Source organism: Promicromonospora kroppenstedtii (genome assembly GCF_044389675.1).
GTDB classification, from domain to species: Bacteria; Actinomycetota; Actinomycetes; order Actinomycetales; family Cellulomonadaceae; genus Promicromonospora; species Promicromonospora kroppenstedtii.
Map to the genome: position 1 here is coordinate 70029 of NZ_JBIRYI010000004.1, position 15983 is coordinate 86011.

The window sequence follows — 15983 nt, forward strand, 5'->3', positions numbered from 1 at the left end:
CGCCCCCCCCCCCCCCCGGGCCGCCCCTCCCCCCCGCGGGGGCCCCCGGGGGGGGGGCCCCCCCGCCCCCCCCCCCGCCCCCCCCCACCCCTACGTTCGACGCTGCTGCCCACGGAGATCTACCGCCTGATCAGACGGCGAACAGCAGCGCCGCGCTGATCAGGACGACGACAGCCGTGGCGAAGTGGATCCCGAATGCGACGGACCTGCGCCCGCCATGCCGCAGCACGATCAGGGTGTCGCCGAGCGGGGCCACCGCGACGGCGAGCATGAACCAGGCGGCGGCGTGCGCCCCGGCGAACGCGAGCAGCGCCAGCCCCACGATCCCGAACGTGGCGTCCCGCAGGCCCTTGATCTCGAGGTAGGCCCGGTCCTGCGTGGCCGGGACGCCGTAGCCGGCCGCGGCGGGGAACGGGCTGATCAGGAACCGCGCCCCGATGAACAGGATGAACAGGTTGAGGGCCACGGCCAGGGCGTACGCGACGACAGTCATGTCGGATCTCCTTGCTAGCACTGATAGATGATGTAGCGACGCTAGCAGAGCGAGGACAGAATTCCTAGCAGTGCTAGGATCTGGGCATGGCAACAGGGGCGCGCCGCGAGCGCGAGCGGGCTCAGCGTGAGGCGCTGATTGTGAAGGCTGCGCGCGAGCTGGCGGAGGCGGAGGGCTGGGACGCGGTCACGACCCGCCGGCTCGCGGCCGAGATCGAGTACAGCCAGCCTGTTCTGTACAGCCACTTCAAGGGCAAGAGCGCCATCATGACGGCGGTCGCGGCCCAGGGCTTCGAGGAGCTGGTCAAGGAGCTGCGCACCGCGCGCGCCGCCGTCCGCGACGGGTCCGCGGCCCTGGCCGCGGTCGCGACGGCCTACACGGACTTCGCCCGGGAGCGCCCGGCGCTGTACGACGCCATGTTCACTCACGCCGTCGAGGTGCAGTTCGCCACCGCGGACGGCCCGGCCTACCTCCGTGAGGGGTTCGGCGAGCTGCTCCAGGCGGTCGAGCCGCTGGCCGGGGACGATGATCCCGGCGTCCTCACCGAGACCTTCTGGGCAAGCCTGCACGGCCTGGCCATGCTGGAGCGCAGCGGCCGCCTTCCCATGTCGCTGCACGACGAGCGGCTGAAGCTGCTGCTCGGGCGGTTCGCGGCGGCGCACGGCTGACCTAGCGGGCGCCGGCCGCCGCCCGCTAGGTGGGCACGAGCTGGTCCGCGAGGGAGCGGGCGGTTGCTTCCAGTGTGGCGACATCCATCCCGGTGCGTCCCATGAAGGTCAGACCCTGCTGTGCGGCCAGAAGAGCCCGGGCCGTGCCGACCGGGTCGGTCGTGGCGCTGAGGTCGCCGGCGTCCTGGGCGCGTCGTACGGCCTCGGCCAGAACCGCCGTGGTTCTCTCGTACGCCTGTCGCGCCTCGGTTGCGACGGCCGGGTCGGCGGCCGCCAGCTCGGTGGTGCTGTTGGCGAGCAGGCAGCCGCGCCGGGCGGCCACGCCCTCGGGGTCTCCCACCGGCATCATCACGAAGGAGCGCAGCCCTTCGAGCGCGCTCGGCGCCGAGTCGATCGACCGGCGAACCGCGCGGTCGAGTGACGCCACATACCGGCGTAGCACCCGCAGGAACAGCTCGTGCTTGTCGCCGAAGGCGGCGTACAGGCTGCCCTTGCCCAGGCCGCTGACCCGCATGAGGTCCTGCAGCGAGGTCGCCGCGTAGCCCGCGTCCCAGAACTGGTCGCAGACCGCCCGCAGCACCTCGTCCTCGTCGAACTGTCGTGGCCTCGCCATGTGCTCAGCGTAGAGGTTCTTGACCGGCTGGTCCACCAAGCATATGGTGGACCGAGCGGTCAAGAACGGCCGCGGCGTGACCTCTTCCCGGGCCGGAACCATCACGGTCCCGGGGACAGCACGCACCGCGCTACGGAGGATGCACACACATGGGCCAGCTGACCGGCAAGACCGCCCTGATCACCGGCGCGAGCACGGGCATCGGGCTCGCCACGGCCGAGCGATTCGTGGCCGAGGGCGCGCTCGTCTACATGACCGGACGCCGCGAGCAGGAGCTCGAAGCCGCCGCTCGCCTGCTCGGCGACCAGGCGATAGCGATCCGCAGCGACGTCTCCGACCTGGCCGATCTGGACAGCCTCTTCCGCCGCATCGCAGACGACGGAAACAGGCTCGACGTCCTCTTCGCCAACGCCGGGGGCGGCGATGCGAACCAGCCCCTGGACTCGCTCACCCCCGAGGCCTTCGACCACACCTTCGGGATCAACGTGCGAGGCACGGCCTTCACGGTGCAGAAGGCACTCCCGCTGCTGAACCACGGTGGCAGCATCGTGCTCACCGGCTCGAGCTCGGCAAGCCGCGGCGTCGCCGGTTTCGGCGTCTACTCCGCCACCAAGGCGGCACTGCGGCAGTTCAGCCGGGTCTGGGCGGCCGAGCTCGCACCCCGTGGCCTGCGCGTCAACACCGTGGTGCCGGGTCCCACCGACACCCCTGGACTCCGCGGCCTCGCCGCGAACCCGGAGGAGGAGGGCGCCATGCTCGACGGCATGGCCGGCAGCACACCGCTGGGCCGTACCGCCGATCCCGCCGAGATCGCGAACGCCGTCCTCTTCCTGGCCTCTGACCAGTCCAGCTTCATGACCGGCAGCGAACTGTTCGTGGACGGCGGCGAGGTGCAGGTCTTCCCCTGACGGGACCGTGCCTCAGGCGCGCCGAACGTGCACAGCCCCGGGCCACGTCTCGTGGGTGCCCCAGCGACAAGAAGGAGCAGAAGTGACGACGAAGAGCGAAGAGATCGTGCGCGAGGCCTACCGGCTGGCGGAAGGGGATGTTCTCGACGGACCTGGTTTTCGTGCCTTGTTCACCGAGGACGGAACGTTCAACGACGTGCCGAACGGGCTGACCTTTCGTGGGGACCAGATTCCCCAGGCGCTGGCGGGTCTCGCCTCTGCCTTTCCCGACATCCACCGTGAGCTGGCCGGCGTGCACGCCATGGGCGATGTCGTCGCTGTCGAGCTGCGCATTCAGGGGACGCATCGCGGTGGGTTCCCGACGTCGGCCGGCGAGATCCCGCCGACCGGTCGCCGCATCGATGTACCGACGGCGGATCTCTGGTATCTCCGGGCCGGAAAGATCGAGACCTTCAACTGCTACAACGCAGCGAATGTGTGGCTCGCTCAGCTCGGGGCCGCTCCCGACTTCGCGTCGGCGATCAGAGCGGCGCAGGCGGCCGGGACAAGTGCCTAGCGCCGTGCCCTGCTGAGCGCCCGTCCAGGGAGCAGCCAGCGGGCCGACGTCGACCAGCACGGCGGCGGACGTGGCGAACCAGAATCGGGCGACGGATCGCGCCGCGTTTATGGCGCGACGACTTCCGGAACCCGGTCGTCGTCGCGCCGGAGCGGCCTAGAAGAAGTTGCGCGGGTCGAACTTCTCCGCGATGTCCGAGAGCGACTGGCCCGCCTCCGAGACCTGGTCGCCGACGCCGGAGACCTGGTCGCCGACGCCGGACACCGCGCCCTCGGCCGTGCCGGCGAGGTCCTCGACGCCCGTGGTCGCCTGGCCCAGCGCGTCTGCCCCGAAGCCTTCGACGCCCGCCGTGGCCTGGTCGATCGCACCGGCGCCGAGACCCTCGACCCCGGCGGCGGCCTCGCCCAGGGCGCCTGCCCCGTACTCGCCGGCCGCCGCCGTCAGGCCCTCGACGTCGACCCCCGCCGCGAGCGACTCGAAGTCGACGCCAAGGTTCGCGGCGTTCTCCAGGAGCGGCCCGGCCACGCTGCTGACGACCGCCCCGGCGGCGACAGCGCCCAGGATGCCGACCGCGCCGACGGCAACGCCCGCGACGGCGCCGCCCGTGCCGACCTTGGCGAGCACGGACCGCATCGAGCCTGGCCGCCGAGCCTCGCTCCGGGCTGCCGCCCGGGCCAGCTCGGCGTGGTCGGCGGAGCGGGGCTGCTCGTGCGGCGGCAGCTCCGTCTGCATGCGCTGCAGCACGGCTTGGCGCTGCGCCGGCGTCAGACGCGCGAAGGACTCGGCGTGGATGCGCTCGACCTGGTGCGGGTCGGCGGTCTGCATGAGGTAGTCGTAGCGGGCGATGGCCTGGCGGTCGGCGTCGGCGGTGCCGGGAGCAGCGCGGTATCCCTGCTGAGCGCCCGGGTACCCCTGCGGTGCTGGCGGGTAACCCTGCTGCTGGCCGGGGTAGCCCTGCTGGCCGGGGTAGCCCTGACCCTGCGGCCCCTGCTGCTGGTTGCCCCGTACCGCGTTCGCGACGTCCTGCAGGGTGGACTGCCAGGATCGCTGGCCCGTGGCTCCGCCCTGCGGCGCGCCCTGCTGTTGCTGCTGCCCGGACTGGGAGTCAAGCACCTTCTTGGCGAGGCCGATCATGTTCGAGAGCTTGGACATGCGGTCCGTTCCTTCCGTCGGGCGGAAGGACCACGCTTCCAGCCCATCATGAGAAGTACGTGAGACCAGGATGAGAGATTCACCCGGGTGGCCTGGCGATATGCACCGGGATCAGCCATCGTGTGAAGCGCGCGGGACGTCCGAGCCCCCACCGAGCGACGGAGGCACAGTGCATTCCCATCTCCCTGGACCCGGCCGCCGCACCCCGGTCAGCACGTATCGCCTCCAGCTCGGTTCGGAACTGACTTTCGCGGACGCCGAGAAGGCGCTCCCGTACCTCGACGCCCTCGGGATCACGGACCTCTACCTCTCGCCCGTGCTTCAGGCCGCGCCCGGTTCCACGCACGGATACGACGTCGTGGACCACACCCGGGTCAGCGACGTCATGGGCGGGCGGGACGGCCTCGAACGGCTCGCCGCGGCGGCGCACGCGCGGGGGATGGGCGTCGTCGTCGACGTGGTGCCGAACCACATGGCCGTGCCGACGCCGGCCTGGCACAACCGGGCCCTGTGGTCCGCGCTCAAGCACGGCCACGAGTCCCCGTACGCGCACTGGTTCGACCTCGACATCGCCGCGGGGGAGGGGCTCCTCATGCCGGTGCTGGGCGCGCGGATCGGCACCGTGCTCGCGGCGGGGGAGCTCGTGCTGGACCGCGCCGTCGTGCCCGGGGAGGGCGACGAGGAGCAGCCCGTGCTGCGCTACTACGACCACCTGTTCCCCGTGCGGCCCGAGACGGAGGACCTGCCGCTGGCCGAGCTCGTGGGGCGGCAGCACTACCGGCTCGCGTACTGGCGCGTGGCCGACGAGGAGCTGAACTACCGGCGCTTCTTCGACGTCGGCACGCTGGCGGGCATCCGCGTGGAGGACGACGACGTCTTCGACGCCACGCACGCGCTGCTGCTCGAGCTCTTCCACGCGGGCGTGATCGACGGCTTCCGGATCGACCACCCCGACGGGCTGGCCGACCCGCGCGGCTACCTGCGGCGGCTGCACGAGGCGACCGGCGGAGCGTGGGTCGTGGCCGAGAAGATCCTCGAGGAGGACGAGGCCCTGCCCGACGACTGGCCCGTCGCCGGGACCACCGGCTACGACACGGCGTGGCGGCTGCACGCCCTCCAGGTGGACGCCGACGGCGCGGCCCCGCTCGCCGGGCTGATGCACGAGGTGACGGGCGAGCAGGCAGGCCTGGACGACGTGATCGAGCGGGCCAAGCGGCAGATCGTCGAGACCTCGCTGTACGCGGAGATCCACCTGCTGACCACCATGCTCGCGGACATCTGCCGCGAGGACGTGCGGCTGCGCGACCACACGTTCCGGTCCCTGCAGGACTGCGTGGTCGAGCTGATCGTCGCGTTCGGTCGGTACCGCGCGTACGTCGTCCCCGGGGAGACCGCACCGGCGGAGGCGGAGCGTGTGGTGCGGCAGGCGGCGGACGTCGCCCGGTCGCGCCTCGATCCGGACCGGCACGACACGCTGGACCTCGTGGTCGACCTGGTGCTCGGTCGCGAGGCCGGGTCCGCGGGGCGACGGGACGAGGAGCGGCGTGCCGAGCTCGTGGTCCGGTTCCCGCAGGTGTGCGGCGCCGTCATGGCCAAGGGCGTGGAGGACACCGCGTACTACCGGTGGACGCACCTGGTCAGCCTGTGCGAGGTGGGTGGCGCGCCGGCGCGGTTCGGCGTCGGGCCGGACGAGCTGCACGCCCACGCGCGGCACACCGCCGAGTCGTGGCCCGCGACCATGACCGCCGGGTCCACCCACGACACGAAGCGCGGCGAGGACGTGCGGTCGCGGATCGGGGCTGTGTCCTCCCACGCGGATGCCTGGGTCGGGCTGGTGCGGCGGCTGCGGGCGGCGACGTCGGACGTGCGGCCTGCCGATCTCGACGGGCGCACCGAGAACCTGCTCTGGCAGACGCTCGCCGGGACCTGGACGCCGGACGGGCCGATCGAGCCCGAGCGGCTCGCCGCGTACCTGGTCAAGGCGTCCCGTGAGCAGAAGGCGTGGACCACGTGGACGGCGCCTGACGCCGTCCGGGAGGACGCGTTGGTCGAGTACGCGACCGGGCTGCTGACGCACCCCGAGGTCGGTGCCGGGTTCGACGAGTGGGTCGCCGAGGTGACGCCGACCGTGCGGCGCTCGGTGCTCGCGACCAAGCTGCTGCAGCTCACCGTGCCCGGCGTCGCCGACGTCTACCAGGGCACCGAGGTGACCGGGACGTCGCTCGTAGATCCGGACAACCGGCGGCCCGTGGACCTGGAGGGGCTCGCGACGGTGCTCGGGTCGCTCGATGCGGGGCGGACGCCTGTGGGGCTCGCGGAGGAGAAGCTGGCGCTGACGGCCGCCGCGTTGCGGCTGCGGCGGGCGCATCCCGGGGCGTTCGTCGGGGAGGACGCCGGGTACGAGCCGCTGCCGATGACGACCGGGCGGGCGGTGGGGTTCGTGCGGTCGGATGCTGCCGGGCCTCGGGTGGTCGTGGTCGCGACGCGGCTCGGGGACGTGCCGGGGCTCCTGGAGGCGTCGGTGGTGCTGCCGGAGCCTGCGCCCGGGGAGGTGTGGCGGTCCGTGCTGACCGGGGATGTTGGCGGCGCCGGGGCGGTGCGGCTCGGCGACCTGCTGGGGGACTGGCCGGTCGCGCTGCTGGTGGCTGAGGCGGCTGGTGCTGGTGCTGACGGTTCGGCTCAGGGGGTGGGCGGATGATCGGGGACCTGCGGGTCTGGGCGCCGCGGGCGTCCCGCGTCGACCTGGTCCTGTCGGCGAGCGGCACCACGGAGGCGATGGACGCCGACGCCGGGGGCTGGTGGCGTTCCCGGCGTCCGCTGCTGGCCGGGACCGACTATGCCCTCTCCCTCGACGGCGGCCCGCCCCGGCCCGACCCGCGCAGCCCTTGGCAGCCCGCGGGTGTGCACGGGCCGTCGCGCACCTTCGACGCCGGTACCTTCCCGTGGTCCGACGGTGACTGGTCCGGCCGCGACGTGCGCGGCGCCGTCGTCTACGAGCTGCACATCGGCACGTTCACGCCCGAGGGCACGCTCGACGCCGCCGTCGGGCGCCTCGACCACCTCGCCGACCTGGGGGTCGACGTCGTCGAGCTGATGCCGGTCGCCGCGTTCGGCGGGCATCACGGCTGGGGGTACGACGGTGTCGCCCTGTGGGCGGTGCACGAACCGTACGGCGGCCCGGCCGCGCTCCAGCGCTTCGTGGACGCCGCGCACGTCCGCGGGCTCGCCGTGTGCCTCGACGTCGTCGACAACCACCTCGGGCCGTCCGGCAACTACCTCGCCGAGTTCGGTCCCTACTTCACCGACCAGCACCAGACGCCGTGGGGCGCGGCCGTGAACCTCGACGGCGACGGCTCCGCCGAGGTGCGGGCGTTCGTCGTCGAGAAGGCGCTGCGGTGGTTCCGGGACTTCCACGTGGATGCGCTGCGGCTGGACGCCGTGCATGCGCTCGTGGACGACTCGCCGCGGCACGTGCTGGCGGAGCTGTCGGACGCGGTTTCTTTGCTGGCAGAGGAGGTCGGGCGGCCGTTGTCGCTGGTGGCCGAGTCGGACGCCAACGATCCGCGGACCGTCACGCCCACTCGTGAGGCGTTCCAGGGGCGGGCCGGGTACGGGATGACAGCGCAGTGGGCCGACGACGTCCACCACGCCCTGCACACCCTGCTGACCGGCGAACGGCAGGGGTACTACGTCGACTTCGGCACCCCTGAGACGCTCGCCAAGGCGCTCACCGAAGTCTTCGTCCACGACGGCGGCTGGTCCACCTTCCGCGGCACGAGCTGGGGCGCGCCCGTGCCGGCCGACCTGGACCGACGGCGCTTCGTCGTCTGCTCCCAGAACCACGACCAGGTGGGCAACCGGGCACTCGGCGACCGGCCGTCGCGCGTGCTGACGCCGGGGGCGCTCGCGGTGAGCGCGGCCGTGGTGCTGCTCGGGCCGTTCACGCCGATGCTGTTCATGGGCGAGGAGTGGGGCGCGACCACGCCGTTCCAGTACTTCTCGGACCACGAGGAGCCGGAGCTCGCAGCGGCGATCTCGTGCGGGCGTGCGGCGGAGTTCGGCGGGCACGGGTGGGTCGAGCTGTATGGGGCGGATGTTGTGGTGCCTGATCCGCAAGAGCTCTCGACGTTCGAGGCTTCTCGGTTGGACTGGGGGGAAGCTTCGTCTCGGGGTGGGCGGCGGATGCTGGAGCTGTACCGGCGGTTGGTGGGGTTGCGGCGTTCGGAGGCGGCTGTGGCCTCGGGGGATCCGGCGAGGACCTCGGTACGGGTCGGGGACGGGGTTGTGGTGATGACGCGTTCGGGCGTCTCTGGTGGTGGGCCGGTTGATGTGGTGCTGGCGCTCAAGGAAGGGCCGGTGTCGGTGGTGGTGGAGCGGGAGGGGGAGCCGGAGGTCGTGCTCGACTCCGGGGTGGTGCTCGGGGGTGAGGGGGTGGTCGTGGAGCGCGGAGCCGGTGGTACGACGGTGACCGTGTCGGGGCCGGGGGTTGTTGTGCTGCGGTGATGGCTGCCTGAGGTCGGCACGTTCCTGTGACGTCGGCAGTCTGCATCCAGGTCGGTACAGGCCTGGACCGATCTCGATGCCAAGTGCCGACTCTGCGCTGCAAACTGCCGACCACCCGGGACAGTCGCCGGTCGGCGTCTTCGAGTCCGCCGGGTGGCGGTCGATCCATGCCACCCCGTCCCTCGGTCCGGAGCGAAATGTGACAACCTGACCTGCCGGACGGCACGGACCACGGGGGAGACCTGATGCGATCACCAATCCTCGATTACCTCGACACCATCATCGAGCAGACGGCGCACATCGAGTCCGGCGCCCTGGCGGACTACATCCCGGAGTTGGCGGCGGCCGACCCCGACCGCGTGGCGGTCGCGTTGTGCACGGTCAACGGGACTGTCTACGCCAGCGGCGACACCGACCACGAGTTCAGCATCCAGTCGATGTCCAAGCCGTTCGCGTATGCGCAGGCGATCGAGGACCGTGGGCTGAAGACCGTGCTCAGGCACATCGGCGTCGAGCCGAGCGGCGAGGCCTTCAACGAGCTCTCGCTGGACCCGCAGACCGGCAAGCCGCGCAACCCGATGATCAACGCGGGCGCCATCACCACCCACGCCCTCCTCAAGGATGACGAGGAGTCGGCGGTGGACCGCATGCTCGGCCTGTTCTCGCGGCTCGCCGAGCGGCCGATCAAGGTGGACGAGGCGGTCGCCGCCTCGGAGCTGGCCACCGGGGACCGCAACCTCGGCCTCGCCTACCTGTTGCACTCCTCGGGCGCGCTGCGCCAGGAGCCCCGCACGGCGGTCACGGGCTACATCCGGCAGTGCGCCGCGTCGGTCACCGTGCGCGACCTCGCCCTGATGGCCGCGACACTCGCCAACGGCGGCGTGCAGCCCAACACCGGCGAGCGGCTGTTCAGCAGGTCCGGCACCCGGCACCTGCTCAGCGTGATGGCCTCGTGCGGTATGTACGACGCCGCCGGCGACTGGCTCACCACGGTCGGCATCCCGGCCAAGAGCGGCGTGGCCGGCGGCATCATCGGCGTGCTGCCCGGGCAGATCGGCGTCGCCGTCTTCTCCCCGCGCCTGGACCCGCACGGCAACAGCGCGCGCGGCGTCGAGATGATGCAGTTGCTCTCCGACGACCTGGGACTGCACCTGATGGAGGCCAGCCGGCCGGCCCGGTCGTCGCTGCGCGAGACACGCGAGGTGACGGTCGAGGGGCAGCCTGCGACGGTCTACGTGCTGCAGGGTGACCTCGTGCTGAGCAGCATCGAGTCGCTGGTGCGCGTGCTCATCGAGGACCCGCCCACGACGGAGCTTGTGGTATTCGACCTGAGCCGCGTGGACGAGGTGCTGCCCGTGGCGCGCCGCACGGCGTCCGAGACGGCGACGAAGCTGATCGACGACGGGCACCGGATCGCGCTGGTCGATCCCGAAGAGACGGTCGTCGGGTTCTCGGACAGCCAGGGGCGCGCGGTGGAGTGGTGGAGCGTGGAGCGGCTTGAGAAGGGGGCTGTCGGCTCGGTGTGAGGTGCTGCTTGACCTGCCCGCCTGGGTCCAGGCCCGCTTCCGCTCAGTCCCGCTGCGACCTCAGCAGCACTGCATGACGAACCGGGGGTTGGACAGGTCGCCGCGGGCGAGGTCCTTGGTGCGGGCCAGCCAGTAGAGCGTGCCGACGTCGCCCCATAGGGCGCCGTCGTAGGAGTCGACCTGGAAGAGCAGGACCCACTGAACTTCCAGGCACGTCGGGGACGGTACCGGGGGATACCCCTGACGCCCTTCGGTAGTCTGCCCGCCGTGTCCGGTTATGAGTCAGTCGAATTTCGCGACGACGGTTACGACGGCGGGCGGGAGTACAACCGTCTCCGCGAGGAGATCCGAGAACTCCCTGCCCGCGATCTCGAGCAGTATCTGCTCGCGCTGTGGAGGCTGATCGATGAGCGGCACGCGAGCTCGATGGACGAAGCACTGTTCTTCGAGCTTCTCTGCCAGGCGTTCACGGCCGACGCGCCGGAATTCGATGAGCGCTGGCTGGCGTCGACACAACCTCCGCGTCAGCCGGCTGACGGCGGCCTCGCGGACGAAGGACGGGCGTACACCCGCGAGGTCATTCGCTTTCAGACCGCGGAACTCCACCGCATGCGAGGCAAGCAGCTCGATGACGAGATGCGGTACTTCGGCGTCTGGTCCGAGACGGGGCACCGGTGGTACAACTTCGAGCCGCACTCATTGCTGGAATGCGGTGCCGCCGGTCTGTGGGACGAGGATGAGCCCGTGACATGGACCTGGGGCCTCGTCGGCGAGATCCTTGAGACCGGTCGCATCTATGAATGACCGCGGGGTCATCTGCGTCGTCGAGCCCGACCATGCCTGCGGGCAGGTCAAACATCTGCGGTGATTCACGTGATCGCAAAATTTGCGTATCCTCGGAGACCTGTCTGCATACGAGGGGGTCGCTGATGGCTGGTCTGTGGGGTAGGAAGTCGCGTGCGAAGAGCTTGAAGCGCGGCACGTGGGGAAGCACGACCAAGGGCCGGAGCAAGAACCTGACCAAGCGCCTGTGGGGAAGCAGCAAGCGCTCCAAGCGCGGCGGAGGCCTCTTCTAGCGGACGATGTCCACGGGTGCCGACCGGGGGTCGCGCTTCGCTGGCTGACAGCGGACGCCCCGGTCGGCACCTGGCGCGTTACCGGCCCGCCGGCAACCGCGTCGTCCCCGCCGGCACGGCCTCGCAGACCGTTCCCTCAGCCGGCAGCACGCCGTCGATCAGCGCGGCGTCCACCGCGTCGTCGATGCACGGACCGCTCGTTCGGTAGGAGGTGTGGCCGACGTCCGTCCGGGTGAGGAGGACGGCGTCCTCCAGGCGCTCGGTCATGGCCTGCGCCCAGTGGTACGGCGACACGTTGTCCACCTCGCCGCCCACCACCAGGATCGGCGGGGCGCCGGCGCCCGTGAGCTCGTCGGTGAACCGGTCCTTGTTCGCGGCCGGCCAGAACGCGCAGTTCAGCGCGCTGTACGCGGCCCGGCTGCCCAGGCGCTCACCGCGGGCGTCGATCTCGCGAGCGGCCGCGCGGTGCTCGCCGAGATTCCGCAGGGACGGCCAGTCGGCGCAGCGGACGGCGGTGTGGGGCTCCTGCAGGGTGGTGGCGAACGGGCCACCGAACGGCGCGACCGTCAGGTTCACGACCATGAAGTGAAGGAAGGCGCCGTTGCCCTGCTGCGCGGCGAGCAGGCCCGCCGTGAGCTGCGGCCAGAGCGTGCGGACGCCCGCCGCGGCCCGGACACCCTCCAGCGCCATGGCGCCGTCGAGCGTCCCGCCGGGGGTGAGGCCCTCGATCGGCGGGACCTGCAGGGGCTCCCGCTCCAGGTCGGCGATCAGGGCGTCGAACGCGGCCTCCGGGTCGCCGTCCCCGAACGGGCAGGCCTCCACGCCCTCGGCGCGGCACGTCTCGAACCAGAGGTCGAGCGTCTCCTCGTTGGACCGGGCGACGTCGTCGAGCAGCTGGAGCGGGTCGTTCTGCCACAGGTCGGTGTCGACGGGGGCATCGATCACCATCTGGCGCACGCGCTCGGGGAACAGCGTGGCGTACATCGGGCCGACCACCGTGCCGTACGAGGCGCCGTAGAAGGTGATCTGCTCCTCGCCGATCGCGGCGCGCACCTGGTCCAGGTCACGGGCGACGTTGTCGGTGGACAGGCTCGCCAGGAACGCGTGGTCCTGGTGCGTGGCGCAGCCCTTCGCGAAGGTGCGGGCGTCCTGGACCAGCTGCCGGAACGGCTTGCCGCCCGGAATGGTCGGATCGCGGTCCTCGGCCGCCTGCTCGGCGCGCTGCTCGTCGGTGAGGCAGCGGACGGCGTCCGACTCCCCGACACCACGCGGGTCCATGCCGACGACGTCGAAGCGCGCCACGACGTCGGGCGAGAACGGGCCGGTCTTGCCCGTGGGGTCGATCGACCGGACCATGTCGGACGCCGGCACGCCGGGGCCGCCCGGGTTGATGAACAGGCTGCCGATGCGGTTGTCCGGGTCCGTGGCGCGGTGCCGGACGACGGAGAGCGGGACCTGCTCGCCGTCCGGGTCGCTGTACTCCAGCGGGACCTCGACGGTGGCGCAGTCCAGGCCCGTGCCGCACTCGGTCCAGTCGATCGGGTCGGGGGTCGGGGCCTTGGTGGTCGAGCTGGGCGCGGCGTTGTTCGCCGACGCCGTCAGCGCAACGCTGGCGCCACTGGCGCACCCGGTCGCGGCCAGCGAGACGGCGGCGAGCACCGCGGCGATCCGAAGCACCACGTGCGACGAGCGGGATGGTCGTGTGGGTGAAGGCATGCCAACGACCCTAGAAATCTCACCCGCTCCCCGCATCGGCCGATGGGTCCGAACCCGCCGACCGGAAGTCGGAGCGTGCCCGCTACTCCGGGTCGGCGGGCGAGCCGAGCCCCGCCTCCTGCACCAGCAGCGCCACCTGCACCCGGTTGTTCAGCCCGAGCTTGGACAGGATCGACGACACATGGGTCTTCACCGTCGTCAGCCCCAGGAAGTAGCGCGCCGCGATCTCCGCGTTGGACCTCCCGGCCCCGATCTCGACCGCGACCTCCCGCTCCCGCTCCCCGAGGACGCCGAGGCGCTCGCGGGCCGTGGCGCGGCGGCCGTCCTGGTCCGACTCGGCGACCTTGGCGATGAGTCGCCGGGTCACCTCGGGGGAGAGCACGGGCCGCCCCTGGGCCGCGTGCCGGACGGCGACGACGAGCTCGTCGGGCGGGGTGTCCTTCAGCAGGAACCCGGCTGCCCCTGCGCGGAGCGCGCGCAGCACGTGGGCGTCGGCGTCGAACGTGGTGAGCACCATGACCTGCGGCGCGGGGGAGTCCTTGCGCAGGATCTCGGTCGCGGTGAGCCCGTCCGTGCCGGGCATCCGGATGTCCATGAGCACGACGTCGGGGTGGTGGCGCCGGGCCAGGTCGATCGCCTCGGCGCCGTCGCCGGCCTCTGCGACCACGTCGAGGTCGGGGGCGCCGTTCAGCATCATCTTGAGCCCGAAGCGGACCATGGGGTCGTCGTCGGCGATGAGGACGTCGATGGCCGGCTCGGCGCCGGGCGTGGGATCACTCACGTCGGCCAGGGTAGGCGCAGGCGGACGTGCCAGCCGCCCAGGTCGGTCGGGCCGTAGTCGAGGGTGCCGTTGACGAGGCGGGTGCGCTCCTGGAGCCCCTGAAGCCCGGCGCTGTTTCCTTGAGGCTGTCTCGTGCGGGTGCTCGGGGGTACGTTGACCACCTCGGCGACGACGGCGTCGTCGGGCCGCCCGGTGATCCGGACGGTGACGGGAGCGCCAGGGGCGTGCTTGCGGGCGTTGGTCAGGGACTCCTGGACGACGCGGTAGAGGGTGCGGCCGTGGAGGTCGGGGATCGCTTGATGGCCGGTGGTGAGGCCGGCTTCGTCGTGGAGTTCTACGTCCGTGCCGGCTTGGCGTGCCTCGTCGATCAGCTCCAGCACGTCTGCCACGGCTGGCATCGGCAGTTCGCCCACCGGGGCGCGGAGGACGCCGATGACCTCGCGGAGGTCCTGGAGGGCACGGTGCGCGTTCTCGCGGACCACCTCGGCGGCGCGGCCGACGTCGTCGGGCGGCGCGGTGCGGGCGTAGGCGAGGGCGCCGGCGTGGACGCTGAGCAGGGAGAGGCGATGGCCCAGGACGTCATGCATCTCGCGGGCGATGGCCTGGCGGGCCTCGCGTTCGGACTGCTCGGCGCGGAGCTGGGCCTCAATTTCCGCTGCGGCCGCGCGTTCGCGGAGAGAGGCGACGAGGGCTCGCCGGTTGCGGATGCTCAGGCCCCACGCGACGGTCGCGGCGTAGCCTAGACCGATGATGACGAAGACGGTGGCGGGTGGGGTGGTCTGGTCGGGCCAGATGAGCTGGTAGGTGCTGAGGGCCGTGACGCTGATCGCGGCCACGGTCGCGGTGGCGCGGATCGAGCTGTGGATGGCGACGGTGAAGAGGGCGACTATCGCGGCGCCCGTGACCGTTTCGGAGTAGACGCTGGCCGTGGCCAGGGCGATGCCGATCTGGACCGGGTACCTGCGGCGCCACCAGAGGGCGAGGCAGCCGAGGAGGCCGGTTGCGCGGTCGGCGATGAGGAGGGCGGTGGGGAGGGGGTCCGGTTCGTTGGTCTGGATCTGGAACGAGATCAGGGCGAGAGCCGCGGCGATGGCGACGAGGGCGGCGTCGTTCAGGCGGGGGCGGAAGGCGGTGCTCGCGGGTGGTGTGGCAGGGGTGGTGCGTGCGGTGGGCATCGGGTCGAGCCTAGGGCGAGGGCACGGTACCGACCCGTCTGAGCGGTGGTGAGGGCACCTTCGGCACTGTCAGGCCGCGCTCAGTCGTCGAAGTCGAACCCGTCCGCGTCGGCTGCAGCGACCAGGCTCCGCATCCTGCTGTCGTCCTTGGCGACGCCGTCCATCAGTTCGCCCAGCGCTTCGAGCGCGGCTTTGTCCTCGCCGTAGGCGCAGAACATGTCGCCCTCCGGGTCGTAGTTGAACCGGCTCTCGAGCGAAGGAGCCTCGGTAGCGACCAGCCTGCGCGCGACACCCTCCCAGAAGTATCCGTTCGGCTCGTGCCCGAGTTCCTCGACCAGGGCGTCGACCGGCGTCGTCCCTGCGTGCAGCAGCAACGAGAACCTTCCGGGGGTGGTCTCGACCAGCTTCGGTAGCGTCATGCGCCGGAACGTAGCAGCCGTCACCGACACTGCTGCTCCGTGCGGCGCCAGGTCGCACCCTGTCGATCGATACCCACCGCTACGACCTGAGTCGCTGCGGTATCGATCTCCTCCCACAGCTGCACCGATATGAGTCGGAGTCCACTCTCACTCGGATCGGCGTCCGGGAAGACGTCGCGTGCGTCCTGCTGGGCCGACTCGATGAAACGCCGCAGGCCCTCCAGGTCGACGACGAACTCAATGGGTGCGTGCTGAGGTGACACGCGGACAAGGGCGCGAGCCTCGCGCGAGTCGACCTCGATGTGGTCCACGACGTCACCGCTGCGGCAGATCAGGTCCCGGGCTAGGTCCCGGGTGGAGTCGGAGATCAGCACGGGGATCCTGAGGGGTCGGCGGT

Annotated in this window: 16 protein-coding genes; 7 read left to right on the plus strand and 9 right to left on the minus strand. The window is 71.5% G+C overall.

The features are described from left to right. Positions 1–130: 130 nt before the first annotated feature. The gene (locus tag ACH47X_RS07845; protein ID WP_397403019.1) at positions 131–493 is read right to left on the minus strand and encodes a DUF4267 domain-containing protein; all 363 of its coding nucleotides are present in this window, start codon (positions 491–493) and stop codon (positions 131–133) included. A gap of 86 nt (positions 494–579) precedes the next feature. Here ACH47X_RS07845 and ACH47X_RS07850 point away from each other — a divergent pair, with 86 nt between their 5' ends. Further along, positions 580–1161, plus strand: a complete 582-nt coding sequence (locus tag ACH47X_RS07850; RefSeq protein WP_397403021.1) for a TetR/AcrR family transcriptional regulator — start codon at positions 580–582, stop codon at positions 1159–1161. Positions 1162–1186: 25 nt separating this feature from the next. Here the strand turns inward: ACH47X_RS07850 and ACH47X_RS07855 are convergent, their stop codons facing one another. Beyond that, on the minus strand, positions 1187–1774 hold the full coding sequence (locus ACH47X_RS07855; protein WP_397403023.1) for a TetR/AcrR family transcriptional regulator: 588 nt from the start codon (positions 1772–1774) through the stop codon (positions 1187–1189). 149 nt (positions 1775–1923) lie between these two features. Between ACH47X_RS07855 and ACH47X_RS07860 the strand changes: the two genes are divergently transcribed. After that, positions 1924–2682: an SDR family NAD(P)-dependent oxidoreductase gene (locus tag ACH47X_RS07860; protein ID WP_397403025.1), complete on the plus strand. Its 759-nt coding sequence runs from the start codon at positions 1924–1926 to the stop codon at positions 2680–2682. 82 nt (positions 2683–2764) lie between these two features. Further along, positions 2765–3238, plus strand: coding sequence for an ester cyclase (locus ACH47X_RS07865; protein ID WP_397403027.1), 474 nt, complete (start codon positions 2765–2767; stop codon positions 3236–3238). 156 nt (positions 3239–3394) lie between these two features. Here ACH47X_RS07865 and ACH47X_RS07870 read toward each other — a convergent pair whose 3' ends face one another. After that, entirely contained in the window at positions 3395–4390 is a 996-nt protein-coding gene (locus ACH47X_RS07870) for a cation-transporting ATPase (RefSeq protein ID WP_397403029.1), read from the minus strand. 169 nt (positions 4391–4559) lie between these two features. Between ACH47X_RS07870 and treY the strand changes: the two genes are divergently transcribed. The 3 genes from treY to ACH47X_RS07885 all read left to right on the plus strand — a co-directional run bounded on the left by treY (position 4560) and on the right by ACH47X_RS07885 (position 10419). Continuing rightward, complete coding sequence (treY, locus tag ACH47X_RS07875) at positions 4560–7088, plus strand: malto-oligosyltrehalose synthase (RefSeq protein ID WP_397403031.1); 2529 nt, start codon at positions 4560–4562, stop codon at positions 7086–7088. Next, positions 7085–8893: a malto-oligosyltrehalose trehalohydrolase gene (gene treZ / locus ACH47X_RS07880; RefSeq protein WP_397403033.1), complete on the plus strand. Its 1809-nt coding sequence runs from the start codon at positions 7085–7087 to the stop codon at positions 8891–8893. Before treY ends, treZ begins: the two co-directional genes overlap by 4 nt. Before the next feature lie 245 nt (positions 8894–9138). Next, positions 9139–10419, plus strand: a complete 1281-nt coding sequence (locus ACH47X_RS07885) for a glutaminase (protein ID WP_397403035.1) — start codon at positions 9139–9141, stop codon at positions 10417–10419. A 60-nt stretch (positions 10420–10479) separates the two neighbouring features. Here ACH47X_RS07885 and ACH47X_RS07890 read toward each other — a convergent pair whose 3' ends face one another. Continuing rightward, a complete protein-coding gene (locus ACH47X_RS07890; RefSeq protein WP_397403480.1) occupies positions 10480–10698 on the minus strand; it encodes a DUF1963 domain-containing protein in 219 nt (72 codons plus the stop codon). Between ACH47X_RS07890 and ACH47X_RS07895 the strand changes: the two genes are divergently transcribed. Then, positions 10687–11223, plus strand: a complete 537-nt coding sequence (locus ACH47X_RS07895; protein WP_397403037.1) for a hypothetical protein — start codon at positions 10687–10689, stop codon at positions 11221–11223. The genes ACH47X_RS07890 and ACH47X_RS07895 overlap by 12 nt on opposite strands. A 350-nt stretch (positions 11224–11573) precedes the next feature. Here the strand turns inward: ACH47X_RS07895 and ACH47X_RS07900 are convergent, their stop codons facing one another. The 5 genes from ACH47X_RS07900 to ACH47X_RS07920 form a co-directional block, all read right to left on the minus strand. Next, complete coding sequence (locus ACH47X_RS07900) at positions 11574–13211, minus strand: alpha/beta hydrolase (RefSeq protein ID WP_397403039.1); 1638 nt, start codon at positions 13209–13211, stop codon at positions 11574–11576. 82 nt (positions 13212–13293) lie between these two features. Further along, a complete protein-coding gene (locus tag ACH47X_RS07905; protein WP_397403041.1) occupies positions 13294–13992 on the minus strand; it encodes a response regulator in 699 nt (232 codons plus the stop codon). Beyond that, complete coding sequence (locus tag ACH47X_RS07910; protein ID WP_397403043.1) at positions 13989–15167, minus strand: sensor histidine kinase; 1179 nt, start codon at positions 15165–15167, stop codon at positions 13989–13991. Before ACH47X_RS07910 ends, ACH47X_RS07905 begins: the two co-directional genes overlap by 4 nt. An 80-nt stretch (positions 15168–15247) precedes the next feature. Next, on the minus strand, positions 15248–15586 hold the full coding sequence (locus tag ACH47X_RS07915) for an Imm51 family immunity protein (RefSeq protein WP_397403045.1): 339 nt from the start codon (positions 15584–15586) through the stop codon (positions 15248–15250). A gap of 20 nt (positions 15587–15606) precedes the next feature. Continuing rightward, positions 15607–15960, minus strand: a complete 354-nt coding sequence (locus tag ACH47X_RS07920; RefSeq protein WP_397403047.1) for a hypothetical protein — start codon at positions 15958–15960, stop codon at positions 15607–15609. Positions 15961–15983 lie beyond the last annotated feature (23 nt).